The organism is Aeromonas sp. sif2433, from assembly GCF_019218705.1.
Classification (GTDB): Bacteria; Pseudomonadota; Gammaproteobacteria; order Enterobacterales; family Aeromonadaceae; genus Aeromonas; species Aeromonas encheleia.
Genome location: NZ_JAHUXD010000001.1, coordinates 525438 through 550958 on the forward strand (window position 1 = coordinate 525438; position 25521 = coordinate 550958).

Annotated in this window: 19 protein-coding genes; 12 read left to right on the forward strand and 7 right to left on the reverse strand. The window is 63.5% G+C overall.

Features of this window, described 5'->3' with window-relative positions; genetic code table 11:
* The first annotated feature begins 30 nt into the window (after positions 1–30).
* The 9 genes from KW825_RS02240 (at position 31) to hdfR (ending at position 12999) form a co-directional block, all read left to right on the forward strand.
* Positions 31–1878, forward strand: a complete 1848-nt coding sequence (locus tag KW825_RS02240) for a DUF3413 domain-containing protein (protein WP_218328059.1) — start codon at positions 31–33, stop codon at positions 1876–1878.
* Between the two features lie 283 nt (positions 1879–2161).
* The gene (locus KW825_RS02245; protein WP_218328060.1) at positions 2162–4327 is read left to right on the forward strand and encodes a TonB-dependent hemoglobin/transferrin/lactoferrin family receptor; all 2166 of its coding nucleotides are present in this window, start codon (positions 2162–2164) and stop codon (positions 4325–4327) included.
* Entirely contained in the window at positions 4327–6351 is a 2025-nt protein-coding gene (locus KW825_RS02250; protein ID WP_218328061.1) for a prolyl oligopeptidase family serine peptidase, read from the forward strand. Before KW825_RS02245 ends, KW825_RS02250 begins: the two co-directional genes overlap by 1 nt.
* Before the next feature lie 40 nt (positions 6352–6391).
* Positions 6392–8821: a proprotein convertase P-domain-containing protein gene (locus tag KW825_RS02255; protein ID WP_218328062.1), complete on the forward strand. Its 2430-nt coding sequence runs from the start codon at positions 6392–6394 to the stop codon at positions 8819–8821.
* A 36-nt stretch (positions 8822–8857) separates the two neighbouring features.
* Positions 8858–10225, forward strand: coding sequence for a DUF1566 domain-containing protein (locus KW825_RS02260; RefSeq protein ID WP_042651475.1), 1368 nt, complete (start codon positions 8858–8860; stop codon positions 10223–10225).
* Positions 10222–10779 (forward strand): DUF1566 domain-containing protein, encoded by a 558-nt coding sequence (locus tag KW825_RS02265; RefSeq protein WP_042651474.1) that lies wholly within the window; start codon positions 10222–10224, stop codon positions 10777–10779. The genes KW825_RS02260 and KW825_RS02265 overlap by 4 nt, the downstream gene beginning before the upstream one ends.
* Positions 10780–10981: 202 nt before the next feature.
* A complete protein-coding gene (eco, locus tag KW825_RS02270) occupies positions 10982–11464 on the forward strand; it encodes a serine protease inhibitor ecotin (protein WP_042651473.1) in 483 nt (160 codons plus the stop codon).
* A 294-nt stretch (positions 11465–11758) separates the two neighbouring features.
* Entirely contained in the window at positions 11759–12124 is a 366-nt protein-coding gene (locus KW825_RS02275) for a DUF413 domain-containing protein (RefSeq protein WP_042651472.1), read from the forward strand.
* On the forward strand, positions 12124–12999 hold the full coding sequence (gene hdfR / locus KW825_RS02280) for an HTH-type transcriptional regulator HdfR (protein WP_042651471.1): 876 nt from the start codon (positions 12124–12126) through the stop codon (positions 12997–12999). The genes KW825_RS02275 and hdfR overlap by 1 nt, the downstream gene beginning before the upstream one ends.
* 68 nt (positions 13000–13067) lie before the next feature.
* Here hdfR and tyrA read toward each other — a convergent pair whose 3' ends face one another.
* From tyrA to glpT, 6 genes are all read right to left on the reverse strand, one after another.
* Positions 13068–14195, reverse strand: a complete 1128-nt coding sequence (gene tyrA, locus KW825_RS02285; protein ID WP_042651470.1) for a bifunctional chorismate mutase/prephenate dehydrogenase — start codon at positions 14193–14195, stop codon at positions 13068–13070.
* 128 nt (positions 14196–14323) lie between these two features.
* Positions 14324–15397: a 3-deoxy-7-phosphoheptulonate synthase gene (locus KW825_RS02290; RefSeq protein ID WP_218328063.1), complete on the reverse strand. Its 1074-nt coding sequence runs from the start codon at positions 15395–15397 to the stop codon at positions 14324–14326.
* 368 nt (positions 15398–15765) lie between these two features.
* Positions 15766–16845, reverse strand: a complete 1080-nt coding sequence (glpQ, locus tag KW825_RS02295; protein ID WP_218328064.1) for a glycerophosphodiester phosphodiesterase — start codon at positions 16843–16845, stop codon at positions 15766–15768.
* Between the two features lie 102 nt (positions 16846–16947).
* Positions 16948–18435 carry a glycerol-3-phosphate dehydrogenase gene (gene glpD / locus KW825_RS02300; RefSeq protein WP_218328065.1) on the reverse strand — a complete coding sequence of 496 codons (1488 nt, stop codon included), beginning with the start codon at positions 18433–18435 and terminating at the stop codon, positions 16948–16950.
* 307 nt (positions 18436–18742) lie between these two features.
* A complete protein-coding gene (locus KW825_RS02305; protein WP_218290261.1) occupies positions 18743–19501 on the reverse strand; it encodes a DeoR/GlpR family transcriptional regulator in 759 nt (252 codons plus the stop codon).
* 100 nt (positions 19502–19601) lie between these two features.
* On the reverse strand, positions 19602–20957 hold the full coding sequence (gene glpT, locus KW825_RS02310; protein WP_218328066.1) for a glycerol-3-phosphate transporter: 1356 nt from the start codon (positions 20955–20957) through the stop codon (positions 19602–19604).
* Between the two features lie 486 nt (positions 20958–21443).
* Here glpT and KW825_RS02315 point away from each other — a divergent pair, with 486 nt between their 5' ends.
* Together KW825_RS02315 and glpK are read left to right on the forward strand one after the other, a co-directional pair.
* Positions 21444–22292, forward strand: a complete 849-nt coding sequence (locus tag KW825_RS02315; RefSeq protein ID WP_042651464.1) for an MIP/aquaporin family protein — start codon at positions 21444–21446, stop codon at positions 22290–22292.
* 29 nt (positions 22293–22321) lie between these two features.
* On the forward strand, positions 22322–23824 hold the full coding sequence (gene glpK / locus KW825_RS02320; RefSeq protein ID WP_042651463.1) for a glycerol kinase GlpK: 1503 nt from the start codon (positions 22322–22324) through the stop codon (positions 23822–23824).
* A gap of 185 nt (positions 23825–24009) precedes the next feature.
* Here the strand turns inward: glpK and KW825_RS02325 are convergent, their stop codons facing one another.
* The gene (locus tag KW825_RS02325; protein WP_218328067.1) at positions 24010–24912 is read right to left on the reverse strand and encodes a LysR substrate-binding domain-containing protein; all 903 of its coding nucleotides are present in this window, start codon (positions 24910–24912) and stop codon (positions 24010–24012) included.
* A gap of 253 nt (positions 24913–25165) precedes the next feature.
* Here KW825_RS02325 and KW825_RS02330 point away from each other — a divergent pair, with 253 nt between their 5' ends.
* A complete protein-coding gene (locus KW825_RS02330) occupies positions 25166–25513 on the forward strand; it encodes a GFA family protein (RefSeq protein ID WP_218290257.1) in 348 nt (115 codons plus the stop codon).
* Positions 25514–25521: the final 8 nt, after the last annotated feature.

The following is a 25521-nucleotide window of genomic DNA, read 5'->3' on the forward strand; positions in this document are numbered from 1 at the left end:
TTTGACGTTTCTCTACGCAGATGGATCACTATGGTCGAAACCGGCAACCCCTATCGTGATAATGTCTCTCGCCTGATCACCTGGGGGCATTGGTTCTCCTTCTTCAACATCATCCTGGCCATGCTGATCGCGACCCGTTACCTGGGTTCCATCAGTTGGCCATCGACCACGCTCGGCGTGACCTATCTCATCATCAGCTGGATAGGTCATTTCTCGTTTCTGAGCTTCGTCACCTACCTGCTGACCATCTTCCCGCTGAGCTTTGTGCTGCCCAAAGAGAGGCCGCTGCGCTTCATCTCGGCCATCATCGCCACCCTGGCGCTGGTGCTGCTGCTCATCGATACCCAGGTGTTCCAGCTGTTCAAGTTCCACCTGAACGGTCAGGTGTGGCAACTGCTGCTGGATCAGGCCCAGACCGAGGAGGGCTCGATCTGGAGCATCATCTTCGTGGCGGTGCCGACTATCTTCCTGCTGCAGCTGCTGCTATCGGCCTATGTGTGGCGCAAGATCAACAAGCGCAAGCGCCGCCAGTACGGCAACCAGGTCGGGCTGGCTCTGCTGGTCTGCTTCATGCTGACCCATCTGGTCAACAGCTGGGCCGATGCGACCCTGTATCAGCCCATCACCATGCAGCGCGCCAACTTCCCGCTCTCCTACCCCATGACCGCCAGAAGTTTCCTGGCCAAGCATGGCTGGCTGGATCTCGAGCAGTATGAGAAGAAGGCCGAGGATCAGGGTAACGGTGAGCACCGGCTGCTCTACCCGCTGCGCCCACTCAACGTGAGCGCCCCGTCCGAGCACAAGAACCTGCTGGTGGTGGTGGTCGACTCGCTGCGGGCCGACATGCTCAACAGCATCAACATGCCCAACCTGCAGCGCTACGCAGACAACCATCTCAATTTCCGCAACCACATGAGTGGCGGCAACGACGATGTGATGGGGATGTTCAGCCTCTTCTACGGGCTGCCCGGCCACTACTATGACGACATCCGCACCGACAAGCGCCCACCGGTGCTGTTCGACGAGATGCTGCGCCAGGACTATCAGTTCGGCCTGTTCGGTTCGCTGGAAGATGCCCAGCAATACCAGCAGAGCCTGCTCGCCGGCCTGCGCAAGCAGGTGTTTGTCTCCGAGCAGATCGATGACACTCGCCTCATCGGCGACTGGCAGCAGTGGATGCTCAAGCGCACCGACGACCGCCCCTGGTTCTCGCTGGTCTATCTGTCGAGCCCGGGAGATTATCAGGTGCCCGCCGGTGTGAAGGGGCCCTTCCAGCCCGAGCTGACCCGCTTCAATCCGGCCACCGCCTACCGGACCGAGAACCTGCAGAAGCTGGAGAATCGCTACAAGAACACGGTGTTCTATACCGACCAGTTGCTGGCGCAGATGCTGGATCAGCTGCAGCAGCAGGGGCTGAGCGAGCAGACCATAGTCGTCGTCACCTCCAACCACGGTCAGGAGTTCAACGAAACCCAGAGCAACAGCTGGGGCTATGGCAGCAACTACTCGCCCTATCAGGTGCAGGTGCCTCTGGTACTCGCCTGGCCCGGTGCCGAGAGCAAGTCACAGGAGCAACCGAGCAGCCACCTGGATCTGGTGCCGACCCTGATGAAGGGCATGCTGGGGGTCCGCAATCCGCCGCGGGACTACAGCATAGGCCGCAGCCTGTTCGACACCAGCCCGCGCAACTGGTTGCTGGCCGGCGATCAGAATGATTTCGCCATCTATCAGGACAACACCATCACCCACTTCAACAAGCAGGGTGACTTCGAACTGCTGGATCGCGACAGCTATCGCCGCATCAAGCACGGTACCCCGGACATGGGCGCCATGATTCAGGTGATGAACGAACTCAATCGCTTCTACCGTACCCCCTGACGGGGTTTATCGAGTCTGAAAAGCCCGCCACCCCGGCGGGCTTTTTATTGCCTGTGGCTCCATTCGTTACAGGTTCTTTCCTCTTCCCTCCCCCTCCCTTTTCCTTCATTGCTAACCTATCTATCCGCAAACGTCTGTCTTCCCCTACTGACTTACCAGTCAAAAACATCAATCCAATCAAGATCATAAAAACCAAATGATAATAGTTATCAATCATTGATCTGGCTGGACCACTCTGCAATAATCCGCGCCCTTCAGGCTTAAATAATAATCATTATCAACAATGAAAACACCATTGCACTACTGGCCCATGCTGCTGTCCGGCACAGCCCTGGCCGCCAGCGATCCGGTCGGGATCGACTCAACCGGGATCAACCCCACCCTCAAGGTGCGCGAGACCATAGTGGTCAAGGGCCAGCGCATCGAGCAGAAGCTGTCCGATGTCTCGGGCTCCATCACCGTCATCACCGAGGAGGATCTGGATCGCCAGGTGGCCACCGAGCTCACCGACGTGTTCAAGAACGAGCCCGGCGTCTCGGTGACCGGCTCCGCCGGCCGGCCGCAGAACATCATCATCCGCGGCATGGGTGGCAACCGGGTGCTGATCATCAAGGATGGGGTGCGGGTCAGCGACGGCTTCGGCGCCGACGATCTCAACGACAAGGTGGGCCGCTTCAGCTTCGACCTCGATGACGTCAAACAGATCGAGGTGGCCAAAGGGGCGGGCTCCTCCCTGCACGGCTCAGACGCCATCGGCGGCACCATCGTCATCAGCACCAAGCAGCCGGAAGACTACCTGCAGGGCCAGGATGCCTACCTGAGCGGCAAGATCCTGCAGGATGGCAGCAGCGACAAACAGAAGCTGAGCGCCACCGGCGCCGCCCGGGTGCTGGACAGCGAGCACCTGCTGCGCCTCTCCGGCTGGCAGGGACACGAGACCGCCAACTATGACGAGAGCCGCATCCCGGCGGATCTGGACGGCCTCAGCGCCTCCACCAGCTCCCGTTTCGAGCTGAATGAACACCACCTGCTGCGTCTCGAGCTCGACTACTTCGAAGACAATGCCGAGCGGGATCAGGGACCGCGCGAGGTGCCCCAGCCCGATGGCAAGTGGCAGGTACGCCAGTACCGCGAAGAGGCATCGCAGGCGAGCCAGGGAGGCAAGCTGAACTGGGAGGCGAGCAGCCTCGATCATCTGCTGGCGGATCGGTTCAGCTGGAGCCTCTATGGCGGCCATGCCAAGAACACCGCCAACAAGCGCAGCCTGCTGCAAAACGATCTGCTGAGCGGCTACCCCCGCTATCGCAGCGAGCGGGAGCTGGCCACCTTCACCGAAGACCGTGTCGGCAGCGAGCTGGATGTGCGCCGCGACCTCCACACAGGCGCCCTCGCCCACCAGCTGAGTTACGGCATGGAGCTGGAGCGCACCCGCCACGAGCGGCCGGTGGACAAGCTGAGCCTGGAGGCCGGCGTGCCGCAACCCCAGCAGTCGGCGCCCTTCAGCCGGGCCCGCACCGACAGGGCCGGCGTCTGGCTGAGCGACGTGGCAACCCTGGGCCAGTGGCAGTTCACCCCGACCCTGCGCATGGATCATCAGTGGCTGACCCCGCTGGACGGCAGCAATGGCGAGAACCACAGCTGGCACATCTCCCCCAGCCTGGCCGCCAGCTACCGCGTCAACGAGCAGTGGCGCAGCTGGCTCAGCTACGCCAACGGCTTCCGAGCCCCCTCCTACGACAAGGTGTACGGCAACATCCCCCACTACTTCGCCCTGCCGCCGTTCGAGATCATCGCCAACACCGAGCTGCAGGAGGAGACCAGCCACAGCTTCGAGTGGGGTCTGGGCGGCGAGGGGGAGAACTGGAGCATCAAGCCCGCGATCTTCTACAACCGCTACTACAACTTCATCGACTGGCGTGAGGTGGGGCTGCGCCTGAGCGACGGCGTCATCCTGCGCCAGTACCGCAACGTGGCCAAGGCCGAGACCTGGGGCGCCGAAGTGGCCGCCAGCTACTGGCTGACCCCGGAGTGGGAACTCGCCACCAAGCTCGGCTGGGTCGACGGGGAAGACAGCCAGGGCGAGGCGCTGCGCACCCTCACCCCGCTGGAGGGCAACACCCGCCTCAGCTATCAGGCCAACGACTGGAGCCTGGGGCTGCAGGCCGACTACGCCGCCGCCATGAACCGGGTCCCCAGCTGCGGCAACAGCCTGACCAAGCAGCAGGGGGCGTGCATGCAGAGCGCCGGCTGGTTCAGCTTGGGCATGACAGCCGACTGGCTGATCACCGACGCCCTCAAGGTCAACCTCAAGCTGGATAACCTGTTCGACACCCGTTACACCCGCTATCAGGATGTGGCCGGGCTGGAAGCCGGCACCGACGCCTCCCTCTTCACCCAGACCGGCCGTTCCCTGAGCGCCAGCCTGCGCTACACCTTCTGGGGGATCTGATGCAGCACTTACTGATCCTGGCCGCCCTGCTGGCGGCCCCTGCCCCCCAGGCCGCCGAGCCGGCGCCCCTCATCCCCCAGCGCCCCTTGTTGATGAAGGGCGAGATAGCCCGGCTCGATCCCTATGGCGGCTGGCGTGACGACAGCCGCCGCTCTCCCGAGCTGCTGGCGCTGCTGCGCGAGCAGAACCGCTGGACCGAGCAGCGGCTCAGCGGCCAGCAAGGGCTGGCACGGCAGCTGCAAACCGAGTGGCAAGCCCGGGGGCGAGGCGAACCCATGCCCGAGGAGTGGCTGCACCAGGCCGGCAGCCAGTGGCGCATGCAGGCGGACGGCAGCCTGTGGCAGCGGACCGATGAGCAGGCCGCCCCCCGCCAGCGGCTGGCCCCGCGCCAACCAAGCAGCGGCTACTACGAGCTCGCCGGCTGGTCCCTGCACCCCGACGGGCGCTGGCTGGCGCTGGCCGAGGACAGCCGTGGCGATCGGGATTACCGCATAACCCTGCTGGATCTGGAGAGTGACAAGACGCTCACCACCCTGACGCACCGCGCCAGCGATCTGCTCTGGAGCCTGGACGGCAAGACCCTCTACACGGTCGCCAACGAGCGCAACACCCTGCGTCCCTGGCAGCTGTGGGCCTGGCAAGAGGGTAAAGAGGTGCTGGTGCATCAGGAAGCGGACGCCGCCTGGTTGCTCAGCCTCTATCGCACCACGGACAAGCGCCACCTCATCTTGCAGAGCAACAACCACAACGGCTCCGAGCAATACCTGCTGGACGACGGCAAGGCGGCCCTGATCAGGGCCCGCCAGCCCGGGGTGGAGTACTACCTGGACACCCTGGATGAACGGGTACTGTTCAAGAGCAATCAGGATGGCGAGCTCGGTCTCTACCAGGCCGCCAGCCTGGCCGAGGCGGGCCGGCAACCCTGGCGCCGGCTCTGGTCCGGCCAGGATAAAACCCTCGAGAAGTGGCGCCTGTTTGCCGATCACACAGTGCTGCAATACCGCAAGGAGGGCGATGACTGGCTCGATGTGCTGGATGCCGACGGCAGGCTGGTGCACAGCCTGCCGCTCACCGAGGGTGCCGGCACGGCCTGGATCCAGGGCTGCCAGGATCCCACCAGCGCACGGGTGCTGATCCGCCGCCAGGGCATGGCCGAGGCCCCGCACCAGCGCTGGCTGGATCTGGCCTCGGGTCGATGGTCGAACGATGCCGCCCAGGCCACGGAGTCCCCCTATCAGAGCGAACGGCGCTGGGTGCAGGGCAAGGACGGCGCCCGGGTGCCGGTCTCCCTGGTGTGGCGCAAGGATGTCACCCGTCCCAAGGCGCTGCTGCTCTATGGCTATGGCGCCTATGGCACCCCCATGCGCCCCTACTACCAACCCCAGGTGCTGAGCCTGCTCGATCGCGGCTTCGTCTACGCCATCGCCCACGTACGCGGCGGCGGTCTGCTGGGGGATGACTGGTACCAGGAGGGGCGTGGCCTGCACAAGCAGCACAGCGTGGACGACTTCCTGGCGGTCGCCGATGCCCTGGCCCAGGATCCCGCCATCGACCCCGCCCGCCTGTTCGCCATGGGCGGCAGCGCCGGTGGCCTGCTGGTGGCGGCGGCGCTCAATCAGGCGCCGACCCGCTTCGCTGGCGCCGTGCTGCAGGTGCCCTTCGTCGACCTGCTCGGCACCATGATGGATCCCGAGCTGCCCCTCACCCGCCAGGAGTATGCCGAGTGGGGCAACCCGGCCAGGCCGGCCGACTATGCCGCCATGCGCAGGCTCAGCCCCTATGACAACCTGCACGCCGCCCCCTACCCGCCCCTCTATGTGACGGCCGGGCTGTACGACAGTCAGGTGCCCTACTGGGAGCCGCTCAAGTGGCTGGCCCGCCTGCGGGAGCACAGCACCGGGACGGGTCCCTACCTGCTGAGCACCGAGCTCGACGGCGGCCACCAGGCCAGCCCCCGCACGGCGCAGCAGCAGGCCGCCCGTGAATATGCCTTCCTGCTCAGCCTGGCCGGGATCAGCCGCTGATGCCATGGCGTCCTCTTTCATCTCTGTTTTGGAGTCAACTATGAAACCCTCTTCCCTGGCCCTCTGGCTGGCGGCGACCCTGCTCGCCCAGCCCCTCTGTGCGGCGGAGCTGCTGTTCGTCGATGCAGCGCCGCTGACCACCACGCCGCAGCAGTGGCTGGAGCAGCGCCTCGGCGTGACCCTCGTCCCCGACTACGACAGGACCAGCCTGCTCGGCCATCACCATAGCTTCCACCAGCTGGTCAACGGCCTGCCGGTGGCCACCACCCAGGCCGCCGTCAGCATCGATCCGGCCGGCAAGCCCTGGCGCCTCTACCACAACCTGCGCCCCCTCACCGCCAGCCAGCCGGGTTGCGATGCCAGCGGCAACCTGGAGCCCCTGCTGACCAGCCTGCGCGACGCGGGCAGCCAAATAGATCCGCTGGGACCGGTCGAGGCCTGGTACTGGCGCGCTGGGGAGACCCTGGTGCCGGCCCTGCGCCTGCGTGTACGCGAGCACAAGGAGGGCAACGCCAAGGCCTCCCATGTGCAGCTGTTTTCGAGCTGTGACGGCAGTCAGGAGCTCGGCCGCTGGGGCGACATCGCCACCACCCAGGCGCTGCAGGTAGCCGACGCGGGCGAGGTGTCGGTGCTGGCCCGGGTGTTCGATCCGGATCCTCGCACCCAGCTGCAAGATGCCAGCCTGGTCTGGCACGAAGCTCTGGTGCTGGCCGATGCCGCCTATCAGGACAAGGTGGCGCTGCCCGTCACCCTGTCTGGCAGTGACTACGTGCTGAGCGGCCCCCATGCCCGAGTGGTGGATGCCATGGAGCCCAGCACGGCCCCCTACCGCGCCGACAACCCGCTGGCATTTCGCCTGACCCGGGACGATGCCGGCTTTGCCGACATCAACGCCTACTACCACCTGGACCTGGCCCAGCGTCACCTCGAGGCGCTCGGCTTTGCCGACCTCATCCCCGGCGCCCTCGACATCGACACCGATGCGGGCTTTCAGGACAACTCCCTCTACGATCCGTTCGAGCGCAGGCTGGAGCTGGGCCGCAGCGGCGTGCCAGATGCCGAGGATCCCATGGTTGTCTGGCACGAGTTCGGCCATGCGGTGCAGCACCACATAGTGCCGGATCTCGGCGATGAGGGAGACTGGGGCGCCATCGGCGAAGGCTTCAGCGACTATCTGGCGGCCAGCCATCGCCAGCGCAGCGAGGCCGGGCGCAACTTCGAGCCGGCCATGGTGTTCAACTGGGATGCCCGCTTCACCGACAGGGCGCCGCGCCAGCTGGACGATCTGCGCGCCCGCTACCACCCGGACTACAACTACCCGGCCCACCGCACCATCAACGGCAGCAACGGGGATCAGCTGTGGGGCACGCCCCTGTTCCAGGCCCTGCTGGCGGCGGTGGCCGAGCACGGGGAGCTGGCGCGGGACGAGTTTGATCGCCTCGTCATCGAGGCCCACTTCGGCCTGGGCCCGGCCATCCGCATGCCGCAGCTGGCCCGCCTCACGGTGGACACGGCCGAGCGGCTCTACCCGGCGCGCCACTATGGCCGTCTGCTGGAGCAGGCATTCCGCCAGCACGGCCTGCTGCAGGCGCCGGTCAACATAGCCCTGGCCGACGGCAGCGCCATCGAACTCGGCAAGCGCCAGTCCGTGGTGCTCAGCCTCAGCAACCCCGGCACCACGGCGGTGACCCTGCACAGTCTGAGCCTGGCCCTGCCCGGCGGCCTGCAGGCCGATCCCTACCAGTGGCAGACCAGCACCCTGGCGGCAGGTGCCAGCATGACCACCACCCTGCGGCTGCTGGCCCAGAGCCCGCTCGCCTGTGGCGATGTCGCGGCGCTGCCGGTCAGCCTAGCCCTCACCGGCGCCAGCCCGAGCGAGCGCCAGTGGCAGCAGCAACTGAGCCTGCCCATCGGTACCCCCGTGATCAGCCGGGCCAACGGCCAGTCACTGACCCTCAGGGATGCGTTGAGCTCCGATGAGAAGGGGCTGAGCCAGACCAGCCTGATGGTGGAGAAGACCCTGGCCCGGGTGAGCGGTGAGCTGCAACTGAGCCTGGATCTGCAACACCAGGCCCTGGACGAGCTGGAGATCTGGCTCAACTCCCCCTCCGGCACCCGGGTCCAGATCTGGGACAAGGGCTACAGCCCGCTGCCGCGCCTCAAGGGGGTGTTCCCGACCGAGCTGCAATCCTTGCAGCCCCTGAGTCAGCTCATCGGTGAGCCGCTGGCCGGCCGGTGGACCCTGGAGCTGGTGGACAACGCCCCCGGCAAGCAGGGCCGCCTCAATGGCTGGAGCATCAGCCAGCGCACCGGTGCCCGGTGCGGCGAGCCCATAGCGCCGCCGGATGACGGCATCATCCACTTCGACACCGCGGACAGCGGCGGGGGCGGAGCCTTCAACCCGCTCTGGCTGTTGCCGCTCGCCCTCTGGCGCCGCCTCGCCCGTCGCAAGACCGTTCGTTCCTATTAATAGCAGCGAGGGGCCAGGCCCCTCCAAGGACCATAAATGAAGATGAGAATTAGCCCGCTGGCCTGTTTGCTGGCGCCCCTGCTCACCGCCTGCGGTGGCGGCTCGGACGAGGCGCCCCTGGCCGCGCCGGACTATCGCCTGACGGCCAGCCTGCCCCAGGCGGGCACCCTGTGCGTCAACCTCAATCAAAACGATCGCTGCGACGCCGGTGAACCCGCCGTCAGCGGCGCCGCCGGTGCCCGCCCGCTGACAGGCCGCTCCCCCGCCTTGCTGACCAGCCCCCTGCTGTTCATCCCAAGCGACCCGGCAGCCCTGACCCTGACCCACCCGGCGGCACGCCAGGATGGGCAGCAGCTCACCCCCACCCCCCTGAGCAGCCTGTTGCAGACCCGCATCGGCGAGGGATTACCACCGGCCGAGGCGCTGGCCGCCCTGCTGCTCGCCCTGGCGCCGCTGCAGCCGGGCCAGGATCTGGCCGCCCTGGCTCGGTTGGAAGAGTTCAACCAGGCCCTCGGTGAACTGGCGCTGGCCGCACTCGATGACGCCACGACCCTGCCGGGGATCACGGTCGATGAACGCCGGCGCCAGATCTGGCAGGGGCTGGTCACCCTGCTGCCCGAGCTCAGTCAGCATTTTTCCGACAGTCCGGAGCTCCTCAGCCTGCAACCCCGACTCGGCGCCGTATTGCAACAGCAGCAGCCAAGAGCCCTGGTCACCGCCAGCGGCGTCACGACGTACAGCGACGGAGTGGATTATCTGCTCACCAGCGAGCCCGCGGATCACCCGGGCCAGGATGCCAGCCTCAAGCAGGCTCCCCTGCGTTATCGCAAGCTCGACAACAAGGGGCAGCCGCTGCCGGACAGCGCAGCTCAATGGGATTGTGTGGAGGATCTCAACAGCGGCCTCGTCTGGGAGAAAAAGCTGGATGACCCGGACAGTCCGCGGGATCTGCATCGGGTCTTCGCCTGGGAATTCGGCAACTACCATCCCACCCAGAAGGAGCTGGACTACGCCTGCCCGAATGGCGAGGCCATCTGCTCAACCGAGCAATACCGTCAATGGCTCAATAGCCAGCAACTGTGCGGCATCCAGAACTGGCGTCTGCCCCACATTCAGGAGCTGATGAGCCTGCAGCATTTTGGCTCCCTCAGTCAGCAAGACGGCCAGGTCGTCAGCATTGATGTGCGCTATTTCCCCGATGTCGGCCCTTCCAACGGTGACTACCATGGCATCTACTGGAGTCAGACCCTGACCCCGTCCCGTCGTCTCGAGAGCGTTCCCATCGCGGTCCTTGGTCCCCAGTTCCTGGGGGAGGATCCGGGCGCCGATTATCCCTATGCCGTCCAGAATCCCAATGAAGTCAATGCCCTGCAACTGCGCCTGGTGGCCGAGGTAACCCGATGAACAAGTTTCTCCTGACCCTGCTGCTTTGTCTGTGCAGCCCGCTGGCACTGGCCATCGCCATCTGCGACGACAGCATGCCCAGAACCAGCCCCAGCTCACGCTTCCTCGATCGCGGCGACGGCACAGTGACGGACAGAGCCTCCGGCCTGACCTGGATGCGTTGCCAGCTCGGCCAGAGCTGGCGCAACCAGAGCTGCAGCGGCGAGCCGACCCGGCTCTACTGGCAACAGGCGCTGCTGACGGCGGAGCGGATCCGCACCGAACCCAACCACGCCCTCTATGGCTTCGGCGGCCACCATGACTGGCGCCTGCCCACCATCAAGGAGCTGGCCAGCCTGCTGGAATCCGCCTGCTACAAACCGGCACTGAATGAAACCATCTTTCCCCGCGCCATGGCCGGCGAGGGCAAGGAGGTGAATGACGGCTACGTCTATCTCTGGTCCTCCACCCCCTTCCCGGCGGGCAAGACGGTGGCCTATCTCGACATCACCAGCGGCGCCATCGGCATGCGGGCACCCAGTGCCTGGGCCAAGCAGGTGCTGCTGGTACGCTAGCCGGACGGTGCGGGGCCTCGGCCGGCCGCGTTGGCCCCGCCCCCTCGGCGAGGGATAAGAGCATTGGTGGGATTTGATATCAAAAAAGCACCAGATCACGTCATTGTGTGCCTGATCCCGCCGGATTTGGGCCGCAGAGCGCTGGCATGAAACCGGCAGAGCGGTTAGTCTAGCGGCGTTGAACCAACCCCATGAGGTACAGATGAAAACCGTATTGCGTTTTAGCCTGCTGGGCGCCTTGTTATTGGGTGGCCATGCCTTCGCCGCCGAGCCGAAAAAATTTGATATCAGCATGTTCCCCGCCGCCGAAGTGAACCAGGAACGTGTCGTGATCCGCCTGCCGGAAGTCGAGAACGAAGCCGACATGATGGTCGAGCTGCAGGTCGGCAAGAAGATGCCGGTTGACTGCAACCTGCCTCGCTTCGCCGGCAACCTGGAACAGCACAGCGTCAAGGGCTGGGGCTACAACTACCTGACCCTGGGTCAGGTCTCCGGCCCCATCAGCACCCTGATGGCCTGCCCGGACGGTCAGAAGAAAGAGACCTTCATCCAGATCTATGGTCAGGGCTTCTTCGTGAACTACAACTCCAAGCTGCCGTTCGTCATCTATGTGCCGCAGGAGTATGAAGTACGCTACCGTCTGTGGCGTGCCGACAACCTGGCTCAGCCAGCCATGATCGAGTGAGTGACCGGATATCGGGTTCAGCCGATTCATGACGATCCCAAATAAAGCGCCATATGGCGCTTTATTTTTAGCTTTTTTATCTGCGGCCATTCTCTCCTTCCTTTACAGAAGCTGACATAACTCCACTATTTTTCAGGCTTTTTGTGCTGCTCACCGCAAAATTCCCGCGCGGGGTGAGACAAACCCAGTTCGATGAAAGATATTTATTAACATAGGAAGAAAATTGATTTTGCACTCTGCGACGGCCTGATGATACTTGCCCGCAAAGGTCAAACTAACCAGAACAAGAGCACTATGAGCTTCGAATCAGACAAGCGTTTCAATGACTTCAAACATTTCCCCCGTGGCCTGCGTCGCAGTGGCGAATTCACCGTGGCCGAAGCGGACAGTCTGGAAAAGTTCGGCACCGTCATGCTGGCGCTCTATCAGGGCAACCTGGCGCCGCGCGATGAGGTCGAGAGTGCCTTCCTCGAACAGGTCAAATCCGGTGAGGCCGGTGGCAACCCGCACGCCAAGGTGTGGTTCAAATATCTGAAGGTGATCGGTCCCAAGCGGGTGCACCGCCTCTGCACAGTCGCGGGCGGCGCCAACGAAGACACCGGCGGCGGCTTCGAGAGTGGTGGCGGCGGCGGTGGTGGCAGCGACGAGTCACTCGATTAATGGATACCGAACTGCTGCGGACCTTCATCGAGGTCAGCAAGACCCGCCACTTTGGCCGGGCGGCTGAGAATCTCTATCTGACCCAGTCGGCGGTGAGCTTTCGGATCCGCCAGCTCGAGCAACAGCTCGGGGTCAGTCTGTTTGCCCGTCATCGCAACAACATCCGGCTGACGGCCTCCGGTGAGCGTCTGCTGCCCTACGCCGATGCCATCTTGCACACCCTGGGCCGCGCCAAGCAGGATGTGGCCCTCTCCCCCGGTTTCAGTCAGCAGCTCGCCATCGGCGCGCCAGCGGTGTTCTGGGAGCTCGATTTCAACGACTGGCTCAACCATGTCTATGCGCTGGCCCCCGGCCTCGCGGTACGGCTCGAGACCGCCTCCCGCGAGCACCTGTGCCGCCAGCTGCTGGAGCGCTCCCTCGATCTGGCCCTGCTCTCGGAGCCGACCAAGATCGACGAGATCGCCCTGCACCCCATCGGTGAGCTGGTGTTCGAGCTGGTGAGCCGGGATGGGGCCGCCAACGCCGACAGCCTGATGCAGATGCCGCACATTCACCTCGACTGGGGCACCAGCTTCGAGCCGCAGCCCAGCCGGCTGCAGAGCCTGCAGAAGACCCCGGTGTTGCATTCGAGCTCCGCCAGCATGGCGTTGCAGTTCGTGCTGGCCAACGGTGGCGCCGCCTATCTGCCACGGCGGATGGTGAGCCCCTTCCTCGAGCAGGGACGGCTTCATCTGGTGGAAGGGGGTCAGCCGCTGAGTCGCCCGCTCTACCTCGCCTACCTGGAGAAGTCCGATCGCCGGGAGCTGATCGATCAGTTGCTGACCCTGCCGCTGGGCTGGGCCGATGCCGATCTGCGCCTGCCGCAGCCGGAATAATCCCAGACTGGATAGCACAGACAGCAAAAGGGGCCCCGAGGGCCCCTTTTGTATGGATGCACGCCGCCTCAGCCGTGCTGGCGGCGGTCGTTGGCCTGGGCCAGCAGCATGCGGCTCTCGCGCAGGAACTCGTCGGCATGTTCGCCGAAGAAGCCGGAGACCTGCGAGAAGGCCTCGATGAAGCCGGCCCTGTCCCCCTGCTCCAGCAACCCCAGCACCTCACCGAAGTTCTGGTAGTAGCGGCGGATCATCGCCAGATTCTGCGGCGACGAGAGGATGATGTCGGCATAGAGCTCGGGATCCTGGGCGAACAGCCGTCCCACCATGGCGAGCTCCAGCCGGTAGATGGGGGAGCTCAGGGCCAGCAGCCTGTCCAGATTGGCCCGCTCTTGAGAGAGGTGCCAGCCGTAGGCGAAGGTCGCGAAGTGACGCAGCGCCTGAATGAGGGTCATGGCCTCATCGTGGGCGCGGGCCTCGACCTGCTGCAGGCGGGCGCCCCAGATGGTCATCTGATCCAGCAGCCACTGGCTGGCGGCCGGGTCCCGGCCCTGGCAGCAGACGATCACCTGCTTGGCGAGGCTGGCCACGTCCGGCCCGAACATGGGGTGCAGCCCCAATACCGGCCCCTGGTGTACCGCCAGCATGTGAGCGAGCGGCTCCCCCTTGACGCTGGTGACATCCACCAGCAGGCAATCGGCGGGCAAGTGGCCGAGCCGGTCGATGATCTGGCAGGTGATGTCGATGGGTACCGCCACCATCACCAGGCCAGCACCGGCCAGGATGGCATCGGCCCTCGGCCAGTCGGCCTGCTCCAGGGTCTCGACGCGATAGCCGGAGAGGCTGAACATATGGCCGAACAGCCGGCCAAGCTGGCCCTGGCCGCCGATGATGACCACCTTGCCCAGAGTCGGCTTCATGCACTTGAAGCCGGTATCTTTCTCGCTGGCGTAGGATTCGCGCATCACCCGGCGCAGCACATCCTCGATGAGATCCCCCGGCACCCCGAGCGCCTCGGCCTCGGCCCGGCGGCGGGCCAGCATGCTCGCCTCCCGATCCGGCGCGTAGATGGGCAGGCCGTGCCGACTCTTCACCTCGCCCACTTCCCCCACCAGGGCCAGACGCTCCGCCAGCAGATCGATCAACTGCCGATCTACCGCATCAATCTTGTCTCTGAGGGCATTCAACTCTTCAGCCATATCCGGTCCCTGCTGGCGCCGCTGGCGGCGGCGCCCTGTGATTCAATCGATGACAACAAGATGTCACGAGAACGGCACAGCCAAGGGGTGTGCCGTTCTCGACTTTCCGTCAGACAAGATACCACGGCTTAAGACGAGGTTCTGCCCTTGAGAGGGGTCGCCAGCTGGCTGTGGCAACGTGCCAGCAGGGTGGCGGTGGTGTCCCAGTCGATGCAGGCATCGGTGATGGAGACCCCGTAGCGCATCTGCTCCTTGGGCTGCTCGCTGGACTGATTGCCCTCCAGCAGGTTGGATTCGAGCATCACCCCTATGATGGAGCTGTTGCCCTCCTGGATCTGGTGGATGACGTTGTCGGCCACCTTGGGTTGCAGGCGATGATCCTTGCTGGAGTTGCCGTGGCTGCAATCCACCACCAGTCCGGGCAGCAGGCCCGCCTTCTCCAGCGCCTCTTCCGCCAGCGACACATTGACCGAGTCGTAGTTCGGGTGCTTGCCGCCGCGCAGGATCACGTGGCCGTCCGGGTTGCCCTGGGTCTGCAGCAGGGCGACCTGACCCTGCTGGTTGATGCCCATGAAGGCATGGGGGCTGGAGGCCGCCTGCAGCGCGTTGATGGCGGTGCCGAGGTTGCCGTCGGTGCCGTTCTTGAAGCCGACCGGCATGGAGAGGCCGGAGGCCATCTCTCTGTGGGTCTGGGATTCGGTGGTACGAGCGCCGATGGCAGACCAGGAGAACAGCTCCGCCAGGTATTGCGGGCTGATGGGGTCCAGCGCCTCGGTCGCCAGCGGCAACTCCAGCTCCGCCAGCCAGCAGAGCAGCTCACGGGCGCGATGCAGCCCCAGCTCCACGTCGAAGGTGCCATCCAGATTCGGATCGTTGATGAAGCCCTTCCAGCCGACCGTGGTGCGCGGCTTCTCAAAGTAGACCCGCATGACTATGTAGAGAGAATCCTGATAGGCGTCATGCAGCGCTTTGAGTCTGGTTGCGTACTCTTTGGCGGCGTCCATGTCGTGGATGGAGCAGGGTCCACAGATCACCAGCAGGCGGTGATCGCGACGATGGATGATGTCGGCTATGGTGCTGCGGGCCCCTTGCACGAATGCCAGCGCCTGGGCAGAGATGGGTAACTTCTCCTTGAGCTGGGCAGGCGTGATCATCACTTGTTCGGACTGGATATGGATGTTGTTCAGGGGGTCTCTCTGCATGATCTCATTCTCTCTACTGTATTAAGCCAAAAAGCACGAGGTGTATTTTATTGTTTACACAAGTCAGCACTTTGTTACGCAACCGTCCCCACCTTACCAAGGAAAAACAAACAATCAAGTGAAACCAGTGGTCACATTCTCCATTCGGTGGATAAACAACCAACGCAGCGACAGGAAGCACCCGAAAGTAGCGTAACAAAGGCGTCTGAACCATCAAAATCGTAAACATATGATTACACCTACTATCCTAAGTAGGATCCCCCATACCGACCCTCTTACCCTCCCCGGCCGCGGTCCAGATTCTCAATATGCCATAAAAAAGCGGGGCACCTTGGCCCCGCTTGCGTTCCCGTGTTGCTCTTCTTTTATTATTTGCCGTGCGCCTTGATGACCGCGACCGCCTTGTCAGGGAAGTCGCTGAACACCCCGTCCACATCGGCCTGATAGAGGAAGATGTTGAGCAGGTCGGTGAAGTCTTTCGCATAGGCCGGGATCTGGCCCTGATCCTGGCGGAAGGTATAGGGATGCACTTTGAGGCCGGCGGCGTGGGCCTCCTTCACCATGCCGGTGAACACCGGCTTGCCCGGGGTGCCCGGCTCGGTGACTATCATCGGCTTCCAGGGGCCTATGCCGTCGGCATAGCCGGCGATCGTCTTCATGGCGCCCGGCTTGAACATCCAGCCGTAGTCGTAGGGGGTCGCCTTGCCCTTGGCGTCGTAGACCATGGTCTCGTTCCAGTCGGTCTCGGCCATCAGCTGCACCAGCTTCAAGTCCATGCCCAGCGCCGGCATCAGCTCGCCGTCGATGCGCTTGAGCTCATCGGCATCGAAGCTCTGCAGGTAGATCTTGCTCTCCTTGTTGGTGTAGCCGTACTGCTTGAGCACCTGCAGCACCGCCTTGGAGATGTCCTTGCCTTCGTGACGGAACAGCCAGGGCGCTTTTATCTCCGGGTAGATGCCGATGTTGTTGCCGGTGCTCTTGTTGAGCCCCTGGATCATCTCTATCTCTTCCTGGAAGGTGTGGATCTGGAAGCTGGACTGCCACAGCGGGAAACGGGCCGGATAGACAGGCACCTGCTTGCCATCCACCAGCTGGAACGGCTCCGTCATGCGCAGCGATCGCACCTCGGCCAGGGTGAAATCTACCACGTAGTAACGACCATCCGGACGGGCCCGGTCGGGGAAGCGCTCGGCCACGTCCGTGATGCCATCGAGGAAGTGATCGTGCATCACCACCAGCTGGTCATCCTTGGTCATCACCAGATCCTGCTCCAGATAATCGGCGCCCATGCCATAGGCGAGCGCCTTGGAGGCCAGGGTGTGCTCAGGCAGGTAACCGGAGGCGCCGCGGTGGGCGATCACTATCTTGCCTTCGTCGGCCGCCAGGGCGGGCAAGGCGAGGACGGCCCCGAGGCCAAGGGCGACCAGGGAGAGAGGACGTTTCTTCATAGGTGATGCTCTTTATTATTGTGTGTTGAATGTAGGTTATTGTTATAGCAGAGGTTTATTTCAGTTTTACGGCGGACGGCCGAGAGGCCGCCCGCCCGTCGATCAGCCCGCCTTGGAGAGGGCGTGGTGCTGATGTTCCAGCCAGGCCAGCAGTTGCTGCTGTTCGGCATCGGAGAGGCGCAGCCCCAGCTTGCTGCGGCGCCACAGGATATCTTCCAGCGAATGGGCCCACTCGCGGTGCATCAGGTAACGCACTTCAGACTCGTACAGGCCTGCACCAAAGTGCTGACCGCGCGCCTCGTGCAGCCAGAGGCGGGCGTGGCTGCCATAGGCCTCGGCGATGCGACGGGCGCTGCGCTCGTCCAGCCAGTCGAACTCGAGCAGATAGGCGCGGGCCAGCTCGGCGGTGGTGCAGTCGAACTCGCCACCCGGCAGCCGGCTGAAGGCGGTCCAGTCCTCCCCCATCTGGCCGAACCAGGGCTTGAGCTTGTTGCAGGCGGCCTGGGCCAGCTTGCGATAGGTGGTGAGCTTGCCGCCAAACACCGACAGCAGCGGCGCGCCATCGGATTCGCCACTGAGTTCGAGCGTGTAGTCGCGGGTCACCGCCTGGGGCGAGTCGGACTCGTCATCGCAGAGCGGGCGCACCCCGGCATAGGTCCAGATCACCTCGGCGGGCGAGATCTGGCGGCTGAAGTGAGCGTTGACCACCTGGCAGAGGTAATCCACCTCGGCGACGCTGATCTTCGCCTCGCGCGGATCGCCCTTGTGCTCCACGTCCGTGGTGCCAATCAGGGAGTAATCCTGCTGGTAAGGGATGACGAAGACGATGCGGTTGTCCTCGTTTTGCAGTATGTAGGCCTCTTCGCGCTCGTGAATGCGCGGCACTATGATGTGGCTGCCCTTGATCAGGCGGATACCGCGCGGGGATTTCTCGTGCAGGCTCTCGTCGTAGAAGGTCTTGACCCAGGGGCCGGCCGCATTGACCAGGGCGCGGCAGGTAACACTGAACTGCTCGCCCCCCGCCCGCTCCAGGGTCAGGGTCCAGTGCTTGGAGCCGCGCACCGCCTTGATGCAGCGGGTGCGAGTCTGCACCTCGGCGCCCTTGTCGCGGGCCATCATGGCGTTGAGCACCACCAGCCGGGCGTCATCGACCCAGGCATCCGAGTATTCGAATCCCTTGCCGATGCCGCTCTTCAGCCCATCCTGCGGCAGGAAGCGCACGCCGCAGCTGCCCTTGAGCCGGTCGCGCTTGGCCAGGTTGTCATAGAGGAAGAGGCCGGCGCGGATCATCCAGGCCGGGCGCAGGTGCGGGCGATGTGGCAGGCGAAAGCGCATGGGGCGGGCGATGTGGGGCGCCATGCCGAGCAGCACCTCGCGCTCGGCAAGGGCCTCTTTCACCAGCCTGAACTCGTAGTGCTCGAGGTAGCGCAGGCCACCGTGGATCAGCTTGCTGGAGTTGGAGGAGGTGGCAGAGGCGAGATCCTGGGCCTCGAACAACGCCACCTTCAGCCCCCGCCCCGCCGCATCTGCCGCGATGCCGACTCCGTTGATACCGCCGCCGACGACGACCAGATCATAATGTTCGCTCATGTTCACCTACTTTCTTATTTTGGGTTTGCCAGGCCGGCAATGTTTGATTTCGCTCATATTAGAACATGAAAAAATGATAAACGAACATTTTATGAGGGAAATGTGATCGCGATTGTTCTGACAATGCTAAAAATGCTGCCAGTCGGTGACGGAATAGCCAGGAAGGGATGAGGCGTGCACAGGGTGCGAACCAGGGGAGATGCCGGGGTTGACCCGGGCGCGGGTACAGAGGGCAGAAACAGGGATAAAACAGAAAGGAAGCGGCCGCCAGCGTGGCGGCCTGATGCCGGTGCGGGTTAAGGGGTTATCAGCAGATGTGGCACTCGATCTGGTGCTGGGACATCAGCCGCATCAGCTTCTCCGGCGGCTCCTGATCGGTGAACATGGCGTGGATCTGGTTGAGGTTGCCGAGGTTGACCATAGCATTGCGACCGAACTTGGTGTGGTCGGCGGCCAGGAACACCTGGCGGGAGTGGGCGATGATGGCCTGGGCGATCTTCACCTCGTGGTAATCGAAATCGAGCAGGGAGCCGTCGTTGTCGATGCCCGATATGCCGATGACGCCATAGTCCATGCGGAACTGGCCGATGAAGTCACGGGTCGCCTCCCCCACTATGCCGCCATCCCGGTTGCGGATCTCGCCACCGGCGATGATGACGGTGAAGTCATCCTTGGCGGTGAGGATGCTGGCGACGTTGAGGTTGTTGGTGACGATGCGCAGCTCACGGTGATCGAGCAGGGCGCGGGCGATGGCCTCGGTGGTGGTGCCGATATCGATGAAGAGGGAGGAGCCGTCGGGAATGTGGGCGGCCACCTCGCGGGCGATGCGCTCTTTCTCCTTGAGTTGCATCACCTTGCGGGCGCTGTAGGCGGTGTTGACGGTACTCGAATGCAGGGAGGCACCGCCATGATGACGCCGGATCTTGTTCTGCTCGGCGAGATCGTTCAGATCCCGGCGAATGGTCTGGGGGCTGACGTCGAAGTGGGTCACCAGATCGTCGGTCGAGACAAAGCCCTGCCGCGTCAGGACGTCCAGGATCTCCAGATGTCGTTGGGTTTGCTTCACGCTTGCACTCCGGTGATGAGACGAAAAAAGGCCCCGGCAATGCGGGGCCTTTTGGAGTTTACCTTATCCCCTTTGGGATCGATAAGGTCAGGATCACGTTTTATGCCTTATTGGCGGCCGCCTTGGCAGCCACGGCCAGGTTCTCGTGCTTGAGGGTCATGGCCAGCAAGATGATGGAGAGCACGCAAGACGCGGTCAGCACCATGAAGCCACCATCCCAGCCGAAGTGATCGACTGTGTAGCCCAGCATGGCGTTGGCCGCCACGGCGCCACCCAGATAACCGAACAGCCCGGTGAAGCCGGCCGCGGTACCGGCCGCCTTCTTCGGTGCCAGCTCCAGGGCGTAGAGACCGATCAGCATGACGGGGCCGTAGATCAGGAAGCCGATGGCCACCAGCGCCAGCATGTCGACGGTCGGGTTGCCAGCCGGGTTGAGCCAGTAGACCAGCACGGCGACGGTCACCAGCACCATGAACAGGATGCCGGCCGGGGCGCGGCGGCCCTGGAACAGCTTGTCGGAGATCCAGCCGCACAGCAGGGTGCCCGGGATCCCCGCCCACTCATAGAGGAAGTAGGCCCAGGAGGAGTGATCCACGCTGAAGTCCTTGGCCTCCTTGAGGTAGGTCGGCGCCCAGTCCAGCACCCCGTAGCGGATGAGGTAGACGAAGGCGTTGGCGATGGCGATGTACCACAGCAGCTTGTTGTGCAGCACGTACTTGACGAAGATCTCCTTGGCGGAGAACTCCTGCTCGTGGCTCTCGTTGTAATCCTTCGGATAATCTTCCTTGTACTCCTCGATGGGCGGCAGGCCGACCGATTGCGGGGTATCGCGCATCACGAAGAAGGCGATCACCGCGATGGCGGCAGCGGCGGCGGCCGGCACATAGAAGGCGCTGCGCCAGTCGTTGAACCAGCCCATGCCGAGGATGAACAGCGGACCTATCATGCCGCCGCCCACGTTGTGGGCCACGTTCCAGACCGCAACCACTTCGCCGCGCTCCTTCTGGGACCACCAGTGCACCATGGTGCGACCGCAGGGCGGCCAGCCCATGCCCTGTACCCAGCCGTTCAGGAACAGCAGAACGAACATGATGGCGATGCTGGAGGTGGCCCAGTGCACAGTCCCCATCATGAACATGATGCCGGCCGAGAGCAGCAGGCCGGCGGAGAGGAAATAGCGCGCGTTGGAGCGATCCGACACGTTCCCCATCAGGAACTTGGACAGACCGTAGGCGATGGAGACGCCGGACAGGGCCAGGCCCAGATCACCGCGGGAGAAGCCCTGCTCGATCAGGTAGGGCATCGCCAGACTGAAGTTCTTGCGTACCAGGTAGTAACCGGCGTAGCCGAAGAAGATCCCGAAAAACATCTGCCAACGCATGCGTTTGTAGAAGGGATCGACCTGGTCGGCCGGCAGCCTGTCGATGTGGGGTGCAGGCCTGAAGAGACTAAGCATGTTCTGCTTCCTTATTGTTGTTATGGGCGGTTGAGGGTGCCCTGGTCTTGCCACGACCAGATGAGTCCTGATTCGTAAGCGAGCCTATTGTGCTCATATGTGAACATTCAATCTGTGATGGAGACTCAAATATTGCATATTTATTACAAAATAAATCATGTAATGAGTGATCGCTCATTGGCTTCCATCCCATATATGGCAAGGCATAGGGATACCCCCTAAGTAGTATTTACGCCAATCACTGTTGCTTTTCGTCACATTTTCTTAGCAATGAGTGGGATCTTGTCCACATTTCCGGTGGCAGGGGGATGGTGAATTCACCCAGAAGGTTTATTTTCTCTCTCGTCCAAGAACGAGCGCAAACGAGCATAACGTTTGCGCCGACTCAAAAAACAAGAAAAACCGTTTTCGGGCGCAATAGATGGGACAAAAAGATAACGAGATGGAACATCAAACCTACTCTGGGTGGATATAAGGAAAAAAGGTATGAGCATACAAAGACCCAATACCCTGCTTGGCGAGTGCATCGCCGAGTTTATCGGAACCGGCCTGCTGATCTTCTTCGGCGTCGGTTGTGTGGCAGCCCTGGTGCTGGCCGGTGCCAACTTCGGACAATGGGAAATCTCCATTACCTGGGGTCTGGGTGTCGCCATCGCCATCTATGTCACCGGTGGCATCTCAGGTGCCCACCTGAACCCGGCCGTGACCCTGGCGCTGATGACCTTCGCCGGCTTTGACAAGCGCAAGGTGGTGCCCTTCATCATCGCCCAGATCGCCGGTGCCTTCTGCTCCGCCGCTCTGGTCTACTTCCTCTACGGCGGCCTGTTCACCCAGTGGGAGCTGACCCACAACGTGGTGCGCGGCAGCGTCGAGAGCCTCGGCACCGCCGGCATCTTCTCCACCTACCCCAATGCCCTGCTCTCCAACATGCAGGCGTTCGCGGTCGAGCTGGTGATCACCGCCGTGCTGATGCTGGGCATCATGGCACTGGGTGACAACAACAACGGCGCCCCCAAGGGCTTCGCCGCCGCCCTGCTGATCGGCATCCTGATCGCGGTGATCGGCGCCTCCCTCGGCCCCTTGACCGGCTTCGCCATGAACCCGGCCCGTGACTTCGGTCCCAAGCTGTTCGCCTTCGTCGCAGGCTGGGGTGATGTGGCCCTGACCGGCGGCCGTGACAACCCCTACTTCTGGGTGCCCATCCTCGGCCCCATCGTCGGTGCCCAGCTGGGTACCGCCCTCTATGTGAAAGTATTGGCCCCCTGCGTGCCGGGCAACCGTGTTGCCGCCACCCAGGACGCAGCCCAACTCGCTAACGACAAGGCCGCCGCATAAGAGCGGCCCCAAAAAACGTGGAGAACATCATGTCTGCTGAAAAGAAATATGTCGTCGCCCTGGATCAAGGCACCACCTCGTCCCGTGCCATAGTGTTCGATCAGGATGCCAATATAGTCGCGACCTCCCAGCGCGAATTCACCCAGCACTACCCCAAGGCGGGCTGGGTCGAGCACGATCCCATGGAGATCTGGGCGACCCAGTCCTCCGTCTTCACCGAGGTACTGGCCAAGAGCGGCCTGCACAGCGAACAGATCGCCGCCATCGGCATCACCAACCAGCGTGAAACGACCGTGGTGTGGGAGAAGGCCACCGGCAAGCCCATCTACAACGCCATCGTCTGGCAGTGCCGCCGCACCGCCGCCATCTGCGAGGAGCTCAAGGCCCGCGGCCTGGAAGAGTATGTGCGCGACAACACCGGCCTGGTGCTGGATGCCTACTTCTCCGGCACCAAGGTGAAGTGGATCCTCGACAACGTGGAAGGGGCCCGCGAGCAGGCGATGAACGGCGAGCTGCTGTTCGGCACCATCGACACCTGGCTGGTGTGGAAGATGACCAACGGCGAGGTGCACGTCACCGATCCGACCAACGCCTCGCGCACCATGCTCTACAACATCCGCGAGCTGAAGTGGGACCAGAAGATGCTGGACGAGCTGGGCATCCCGCTCTCCATGCTGCCCGAAGTCAAACCCTCCTCCGAGGTGTATGGCTACACCACCCGTGGCGGCGGCGCCCGCATCCCCATCGCCGGCATCGCCGGTGACCAGCAGTCCGCCCTGTTCGGCCAGCTCTGCTTCGAGAAGGGCATGGCCAAGAACACCTATGGCACCGGCTGCTTCCTGCTGATGAACACCGGCACCGAGCCGGTCCGCTCCAACAACGGCCTGCTGACCACGGTCGCCATCGGTCCTAAGGGGGAGGTGAACTATGCCCTCGAGGGAGCCGTGTTCATGGGCGGCGCCACCATCCAGTGGCTGCGCGACGAGCTGAAGATCATTCACGATGCCCGCGACACCGACTACTTCGCCTCCAAGGTGGGTGATACCAACGGCGTCTACCTGGTGCCGGCCTTCGTCGGCCTGGGCGCCCCCTACTGGGATCCGTACGCTCGCGGCACCATGGTCGGCCTGACCCGCGGCGCCAACCGCAACCACATCATCCGCGCCGCGCTGGAGTCCATCGCCTACCAGAGCCGCGATGTGCTCGACGCCATGCAGCAGGACTCCGGCATCAAGCTGGCCTCCCTCAAGGTGGACGGTGGCGCCGTCGCCAACGACTTCCTGATGCAGTTCCAGTCCGACATGATGCACACCCCTGTGGTGCGCCCGACCCGCATCGAGACCACCGCCATGGGCGCCGCCTTCCTGGCCGGTCTGGCGGTCGGCTTCTGGAAGAGCTCGGACGAGCTGCAGGACAAGTTCAGCGTGGATCGCGAGTTCATCCCGCAGATGGATCACGCCGATCGCGACAAGCGCTATCGCGGCTGGCAGAAGGCGGTAGAACGCTCCCGTCGCTGGGCCGAAGAGGATTAATCGGGCAACCCATGCATCCTTGAGATGAAAACGCACGAGGCCGACAGCGATGTCGGCCTCTTTTTATTGGCAAGCGCGGGTGTTCTGACCGCACCTGACCCCAGCCCTCTCCTTGCCAAGGGGTGGGAGAAAATGACCCCTCCCCCTCGTGGGGGGGGAGGGGGTTGGCACTGTCGACATGCCCTCTACAACGCCTCGGCGCCAAGCTGCTCTCTCAGGAAGTCGAGCCAGACCCGCAACCGGATGTCGCGTTGGGCATCGGAGTAGAAGACCCCGTTGATGGGGCGCGAGGCGCCGCTGTTGCTGCGGGCCAGCACCTCCACCAGGGCGCCGCTCGCCCGATCCGGCCCTGTCATGAAGTCCGACAGGCAGACGATCCCCTGCCCCGCCAGCGCTAGCTGGCGCAGGGTCTCGCCGCTGCTGGCCCGCAGGGTCGGGCTGATGGCGAACCTGTCCCCCTGCTCTTCGCTGAGCAGCGGCCAATGATTGAGGTGATCGGGATGCAGAAAGCCGAGCAGCTCGTGGCCCGCCAGCAGATCCGCCGGTTGGCGCGGGGTGCCCCGCTCGCTCAAGTAAGCGGGAGAGGCCAACAGCCGCAGCCGCGAGCGGCCGAGCGGCAGGGCGCGCAGGGAGGAGTCGGTCAGCTCGCCGATGCGAATGGCCATGTCCACCCGCCGCTCCATCAGGTTGATGAAGCCCTCGGAGCTGTGCAGTTGCAGCTCGATGCCGGGGTAGCGGCGGCGGAACTCGCCGATGATGGGCACCAGCCGGTGCAGGATGAAGGGGGTGGCGGCATCAACCCTCAGTATTCCCTCCGGCTGTTCCCGGCGCATCAGCAGGTGGCTCTCCGCCTCGCTCATCTCGGTCAGCACCTTCACCGCTCGCTGATAGAACCAGCTCCCCTCCTCGGTCAGGCTGACCCGCCGGGTGGTGCGATTGAGCAGCACTGTGGCGAGCTTCTCCTCCAGCCGCTTGATGCCCCGGCTCACCACGGAGTTGTCCATTCCCAGATTCTCCGCCGCCTGGCGAAAACTGCCCGCCTCCACCACGGCCACGAACAGGGTCAATTCATCGGAATGGGTCTTCATTGTTGTTATCTCAGCAAGAGTAATGCGTCTTTATAGTCATTATGGCGGTGAGTTGGCAAGCCAAATGACCCGCATCGACTCGCCGGCTGGTGCGCCAACCCGGGCCCCGACAAGCCGCCAGTGCAGACTGGCTATACTGAGTCGGCTCGCGCATCCCGTCTGAATGCGCGTGGAGGACAATGACTGAGGGCCATCCGCAGAGGGCCGGTTCGCCGCCTGCCGGGGCTCACAACAACCAACGAGGAGTCCGGTGATGAAATACAAGGGAAGCTGCCACTGCGGCAGGGTGGCATTTGAAGTCGAAGGGGAGCTGACCCAGGCCCTGGCCTGCAACTGCTCCATCTGCCAGCGCAAGGGATCCCTGCTGTGGATCATGCCCCACGACAGGCTGCACCTGCTGACCCCGGACGAGGCGGCCAGCACCTACACCTTCAACAAGCACGTGGTCAAACACCGCTTCTGTCCGCGCTGCGGCATGCACCCCTATGGAGAGGGAGTAGATCCCAAGGGCAACCACATAGTCGCCATCAATATCCGCTGCCTGGAGGGGATAGACCCCGACTCGGTGCCGGTGCACCACTACGATGGCCGGGCCCTGTGACAAGGGTT

Excerpts from the sequence above, each read along its gene's own strand:
- KW825_RS02240 (WP_218328059.1), top strand. The coding sequence starts at position 31 with ATGGTCGAAACCGGCAACCCCTATCGTGATAATGTCTCTCGCCTGATC.
- KW825_RS02245 (WP_218328060.1), top strand. The coding sequence starts at position 2,162 with ATGAAAACACCATTGCACTACTGGCCCATGCTGCTGTCCGGCACAGCC.
- KW825_RS02250 (WP_218328061.1), top strand. The coding sequence starts at position 4,327 with ATGCAGCACTTACTGATCCTGGCCGCCCTGCTGGCGGCCCCTGCCCCC.
- KW825_RS02255 (WP_218328062.1), top strand. The coding sequence starts at position 6,392 with ATGAAACCCTCTTCCCTGGCCCTCTGGCTGGCGGCGACCCTGCTCGCC.
- KW825_RS02260 (WP_042651475.1), top strand. The coding sequence starts at position 8,858 with ATGAAGATGAGAATTAGCCCGCTGGCCTGTTTGCTGGCGCCCCTGCTC.
- KW825_RS02265 (WP_042651474.1), top strand. The coding sequence starts at position 10,222 with ATGAACAAGTTTCTCCTGACCCTGCTGCTTTGTCTGTGCAGCCCGCTG.
- eco (WP_042651473.1), top strand. The coding sequence starts at position 10,982 with ATGAAAACCGTATTGCGTTTTAGCCTGCTGGGCGCCTTGTTATTGGGT.
- KW825_RS02275 (WP_042651472.1), top strand. The coding sequence starts at position 11,759 with ATGAGCTTCGAATCAGACAAGCGTTTCAATGACTTCAAACATTTCCCC.
- hdfR (WP_042651471.1), top strand. The coding sequence starts at position 12,124 with ATGGATACCGAACTGCTGCGGACCTTCATCGAGGTCAGCAAGACCCGC.
- tyrA (WP_042651470.1), bottom strand. The coding sequence starts at position 14,195 with ATGGCTGAAGAGTTGAATGCCCTCAGAGACAAGATTGATGCGGTAGAT.
- KW825_RS02290 (WP_218328063.1), bottom strand. The coding sequence starts at position 15,397 with ATGCAGAGAGACCCCCTGAACAACATCCATATCCAGTCCGAACAAGTG.
- glpQ (WP_218328064.1), bottom strand. The coding sequence starts at position 16,845 with ATGAAGAAACGTCCTCTCTCCCTGGTCGCCCTTGGCCTCGGGGCCGTC.
- glpD (WP_218328065.1), bottom strand. The coding sequence starts at position 18,435 with ATGAGCGAACATTATGATCTGGTCGTCGTCGGCGGCGGTATCAACGGA.
- glpT (WP_218328066.1), bottom strand. The coding sequence starts at position 20,957 with ATGCTTAGTCTCTTCAGGCCTGCACCCCACATCGACAGGCTGCCGGCC.
- KW825_RS02315 (WP_042651464.1), top strand. The coding sequence starts at position 21,444 with ATGAGCATACAAAGACCCAATACCCTGCTTGGCGAGTGCATCGCCGAG.
- glpK (WP_042651463.1), top strand. The coding sequence starts at position 22,322 with ATGTCTGCTGAAAAGAAATATGTCGTCGCCCTGGATCAAGGCACCACC.
- KW825_RS02325 (WP_218328067.1), bottom strand. The coding sequence starts at position 24,912 with ATGAAGACCCATTCCGATGAATTGACCCTGTTCGTGGCCGTGGTGGAG.
- KW825_RS02330 (WP_218290257.1), top strand. The coding sequence starts at position 25,166 with ATGAAATACAAGGGAAGCTGCCACTGCGGCAGGGTGGCATTTGAAGTC.